General features: G+C 65.3%; 3 protein-coding genes and 1 pseudogene. 2 read left to right on the top strand and 2 right to left on the bottom strand.

The genetic code is table 11. From position 1 onward, the window contains the following. Nucleotides 1-67: 67 nt before the first annotated feature. Entirely contained in the window at nt 68-1,321 is a 1,254-nt protein-coding gene (locus CAK78_RS09470; protein WP_017765456.1) for a D-amino acid dehydrogenase, read from the top strand. Nucleotides 1,322-1,458: 137 nt separating this feature from the next. On the opposite strand, the gene CAK78_RS09465 is transcribed toward CAK78_RS09470, so the two are convergent. Continuing rightward, nucleotides 1,459-2,586, bottom strand: coding sequence for an HPP family protein (locus CAK78_RS09465; protein WP_094697108.1), 1,128 nt, complete (start codon nt 2,584-2,586; stop codon nt 1,459-1,461). 284 nt (nt 2,587-2,870) lie between these two features. Here CAK78_RS09465 and CAK78_RS09460 point away from each other — a divergent pair. Further along, nucleotides 2,871-3,628 (top strand): annotated as a pseudogene (locus tag CAK78_RS09460) (glycosyltransferase family 9 protein). Between the two features lie 67 nt (nt 3,629-3,695). Here the strand turns inward: CAK78_RS09460 and CAK78_RS09455 are convergent. After that, a complete protein-coding gene (locus CAK78_RS09455) occupies nt 3,696-4,361 on the bottom strand; it encodes a substrate-binding periplasmic protein (RefSeq protein ID WP_094697107.1) in 666 nt (221 codons plus the stop codon). Nucleotides 4,362-4,486 lie beyond the last annotated feature (125 nt).

Here is a 4,486-nt window from a genome sequence, read left to right as displayed (position 1 = left end):
TATCTACACCAGTTGAATATCCTGTGGCGGCTGATTAATGTGAGGGCCCCAGTCAAGGAGAGACAAGATGGACATAGTGGTACTCGGTGGTGGCGTGGTCGGCGTGACCAGCGCCTGGTATCTGGCCAAGGCGGGTCACAAGGTGACCCTGCTGGAGCGGCGTGACGGGGTGGCCCTTGAAACCAGCCACGCCAATGCCGGCCAGATCTCCCCCGGTTACGCGGCCCCCTGGGCGGCCCCCGGCATTCCCCTCAAGGCCGCCAAGTGGCTGCTGCAAAAACACGCCCCTTTCACGGTGCGGCCGACCTCGGATCCCTTCCAGCTGCGCTGGATGCTAAAGATGTTTGCCAACTGCACCCCGGCGGCCTATGCGGTCAACAAGGGGCGCATGGTGCGTCTGGCCGAATACAGCCGCGACTGCATGAAACTGCTGCGCGACGAGCTGGCGCTGGACTACGAGGGGCGCCAGCTCGGCACCCTGCAACTGTTCCGCAGTCAGGCCCAGCTCGATGCCAGCAAACGCGACATCGAAGTGCTGGAAGAGTACGGCGTGCCCTATCAGTCCCTCGATGCCGATGGCTGTGAAGGGGCAGAGCCGGCGCTGGCCCGGGTACGTGGCAAGATAGTGGGCGGCCTGCGCCTGCCGGGGGACGAGACTGGCGACTGCTTCCGCTTCACCAAGGCCATGGCAGCAGAAGCGCAGCGACTGGGGGTCAAGTTCGTGTTCAACTGCGCCATCGACGAGATCGAGCTGGCGCAGGGACGCGCCGTGGCGGTGCGGGCCGGCGAGCAGCGCTTCAAGGCCGACGCCATCGTCTGTGCCCTCGGCAGCTATGCCACCGGCTTCCTGCGCCCGCTCGGGCTCGATCTGCCGGTCTACCCGGTCAAGGGCTACTCCCTCACCCTGCCGATGATCAACGCCGAGGCTGCGCCGCGCAGCACCGTACTGGACGAAACCTACAAGGTGGCCATCACCCGTTTCGATGAGCGGATCCGGGTCGGCGGCATGGCGGAGCTGTCAGGCTACAACCTGGCCCTCAACCCGAAACGGCACGACACCCTGGCCATGGTGGTCGGTGATCTCTTCCCTGAGGGGGGCGACATCAGCCGCGCCGACTTCTGGACCGGGCTGCGTCCCATGACGCCGGACGGCACCCCGCTGGTGGGCCCGAGCCCCATCCCCGGCCTCTGGCTCAACACCGGCCACGGCACCCTGGGCTGGACCATGGCGGCGGGCTCGGGCCAGCTGCTGTGCGACCTCATCAGCGGCAGCGACACCGCCATCAGCGACGAAGGGCTCACCCTGGCCCGCTACGGCTGAGCCTAGTCCTCCGTCTCTTCCCGTTTCATCCCAAAGAGGGAGTGCCTGGCACTCCCTCGTTCTTTGACCTTGTTCGGTTTGTTCAGCCATGCAGTGCCAAGGCACAGACAACAAAAAGGCCCCGCGAGGGGCCTTGCTTATGGGCTGACCGACGCGCCGGTTTCGCCCTGCGCCGGGTGCAGCGCCAGGTTGAACAGCGCCGCCACCATGTCCGACTGGGTCAGGATCCCCACCAGCTGCTCGCCATCCACCACCGGCATGTGGTGCAGGCCGCCATCGGAGAAGGCCCCCACCAGATCGTAGAGCGGCTGATCGTGGCGGGCGGTCGACACGTTGCGGGTCATCAGGTCCGCGACCAGCAGCTCGGCCAGATCCGCTGCGCCTCGCGGCTGTTGCAGCGCCCGGTCGATCATCAGGTCGTGCAGGGTGATGATGCCGGTCAGTCTGCCGGCCTCGTCCACCACCGGCAGCGCCTTGACCTGATGGTGGGAGAGCCGTTGCCAGGCCGCCATGGCCGGCTGCTGCGCCGCTATCAGGATCAGATCCCGCGACATCACCTCCTGCACCCGCACCGTACCTACCCGTCCTCGCAAGGCGTGCAGCTGGGCCTCCTGCAGCAGCACCTGCAGATCCTGGCGACTGATGTCGAGCAGCTCGCCATGCTTCTCCAGCGCAAAGTCGATGTCCGCCGCCTGGGTCGCCACCCGCTCGCTCGGCTGGGGATCGGCGGTCTGGTGGCGGTTGGGCCGGGCCTGACCACTGTTGGGGTAGCGCCGTCCCAGCAGCCGGTTGTAGCAGAGCGCCAGTAGCAGCAACAACAGCGAATTGAGCAGCACCGGCAGCAGCACATAGCCCACCCCGAGCTGGCGGATCCCCTCGCCGCCGATGACCGCGGTCAAGGCCACGGCGCCGCCGGGCGGATGCAGGCTGCGGGTGAGCAACATGGCGGCGATGGCCAGCATCACGGCAAGGGCTGAGGCCTGCGCCGGATCCGCCACCAGGCTGGCACTCAGCACCCCCATCAGCGCCGACACCCCGTTGCCCACCAGGATGGACCAGGGCTGGGCCAACGGACTGGCTGGCGCCGCAAACAGCAGCACGGCAGAAGCCCCCATGGGGGCGATCAGCCAGTGGACCTCAAGCCCTAGCCCCCAGCGGCACAAGAGGGCGGTTCCCAACAGCCCGATGAAGGCGCCCAGGGCGCCGTAACAACTCTCTTTGAGACTGGTATTGGTGGATACCGGAAAGAAATCCCTGAACTGCATGGGGCTCCTGCGAGGATAACATTCATTTCAAATGCGCGATTTTAACGACATACCGCGGGCAAATACCACCAGGAGATGCGGTCTACTCCGCTCAGCCACCCCGCCCCAGGAGAACAGGAATAATACGGAAACACCCCTGTTCCATCCGAGCACGTTGAAACTGTGACTCAGCAACAAATTCTTACAAAAAATGGCGTACCCCCCTCATTTTTCTCTTTTCTTAACCTCGGCTTAAGAAATGTCGTGTCACCTTGAGGCCATATTCATGCACGGAGCCACTACTTATGAGCACTATCAGAGATGCCCTGCGCCGCTTCGACGGTCAGCGCCGCTGCTGGACCGCCGGGCTGGAGCGGGCCGCCCTCGCCTGGCTCGCGCGTCAAGGCCGACTGCCGGCCGGCAGCCAGCCTCCCCAGCGGATCCTGGTCATTCGCAGCACCTGCCGCTGCAACTGCTCGGCATGCACGCTCATCTCACCGATCAGATTGAGCTCGGCAGCTTGTTGCACAGCGCCAGCCCGCGGCTGTTGGCACTCAAGCAGGACTACCCGGAACGGCCGCTCATCGGCTTTTTCACCGGTGCCCGCAAGGGCAAGGGGCTCTCCCTGCCCCAGTGGCAACGGTTGCTCGGGGATCTGCGCCGCCACTACCCCAGCGCCCTGCTGATCCAGCTTGAGGATCCCGCCGATCCCCAGCCACCACTGGGGGACGTGCAGGTTGCCCTCTCCAGCCTGAGCGAGCTGGCCCGCTTTGCCGGCGGTCTCTCCCTCTTCGTCAGCGGCGACACCGGGCCGTTGCACCTGGCCGCCGCCAGCGGCGTGCCCTGCCTCGGCCTCTTTACCCAGACCGATCCCGCCCGCTACGGCTGCCTCGGTGCCCAGCACCTCAATCTGGTGATCGGCGATCGCAATGCCATCCCCCTCGATCACCACTGGCTGGCCGGGGTCATGGCACGCACCCCGCTCAGTCAGGAGAGGCTACCTGCGCCAACCCCGGCCCCCTGCCTGCCAGGCGCGCCCTTGCCACTCCCTGCTGCGGGCTGATCCAGCCAGCGCCCACACCGACAGGGCGATTCAACCCTCCCTGCCGGTCCACTCCTCAGCATGGGGCTCAGCGATAGCGAGCCTCCATCCTGGCCAGCTCGCCACTTTGCCGTAGTCGCGCCAAGATGCGAGTCAACTCGTCCACCCTGGCGGCGAAGGGGGATGAGTTGGCAATACAGAGGTGGAGCGGCGTCAGCTCCAGTTGCAGGGGAACTTCCGTGATCGTCCCCGCCAATCCCAGCTGGGCCAGCTTGAAGCGCGCCACCAGAGGATCCGTGATCATCAGATCCCCCCGACCGGCCGCCAGCATCTTGAAGACATTGTCCACATTGCTGGTGAGATGGACCTTGAAACCGACCAAGTTCTCCTTGCCCCAGCCATTGCCGATGTAGTCGAGAATGGTGAACGCCTTGAGATCGCTCAAGGCGCGGGCCTGGTTGAGACGGGCCAGGGCCGGATGCCCGGTTTGCGTGAACAGGGTCAAGGGGGAGAAGGCCACCGGGGCTTCGACCACCCGGGTATAGGCTCGCCGCTCCCGGGTCGGCACGGTGACGAAGCCGTCGGCTTGACCGGCACGGACCAGTTTCTGCGCCCGCAACCAGGGATATCCCTCATGATGCGCCTGAACCCCAAGCTCGAGCCCGACCCTGTCCATCACATCCACCATGAGGCCGCGCATCTTGCCCTCCTCGTCACGCCATGAGTAGGGGGCAAAATCATCGAAATAGACCATGTTGAGCGAAGCGACGGCAACCGCCTGGGGAGATGCCGCCAACAACAGCCCCCATAAACACCAGAACCAGAGACCCGCTTTCATCATGTCAGCCCCGACGTCATCACCCAGCCCTGGGCCTAGGC

Source organism: Aeromonas sp. A35_P, assembly GCF_002259925.1.
Classification (GTDB): Bacteria; Pseudomonadota; Gammaproteobacteria; order Enterobacterales; family Aeromonadaceae; genus Aeromonas; species Aeromonas dhakensis.
Note: the sequence above shows the minus strand (reverse complement) of the source record. Positions and strands in the feature narration are given on the sequence as shown.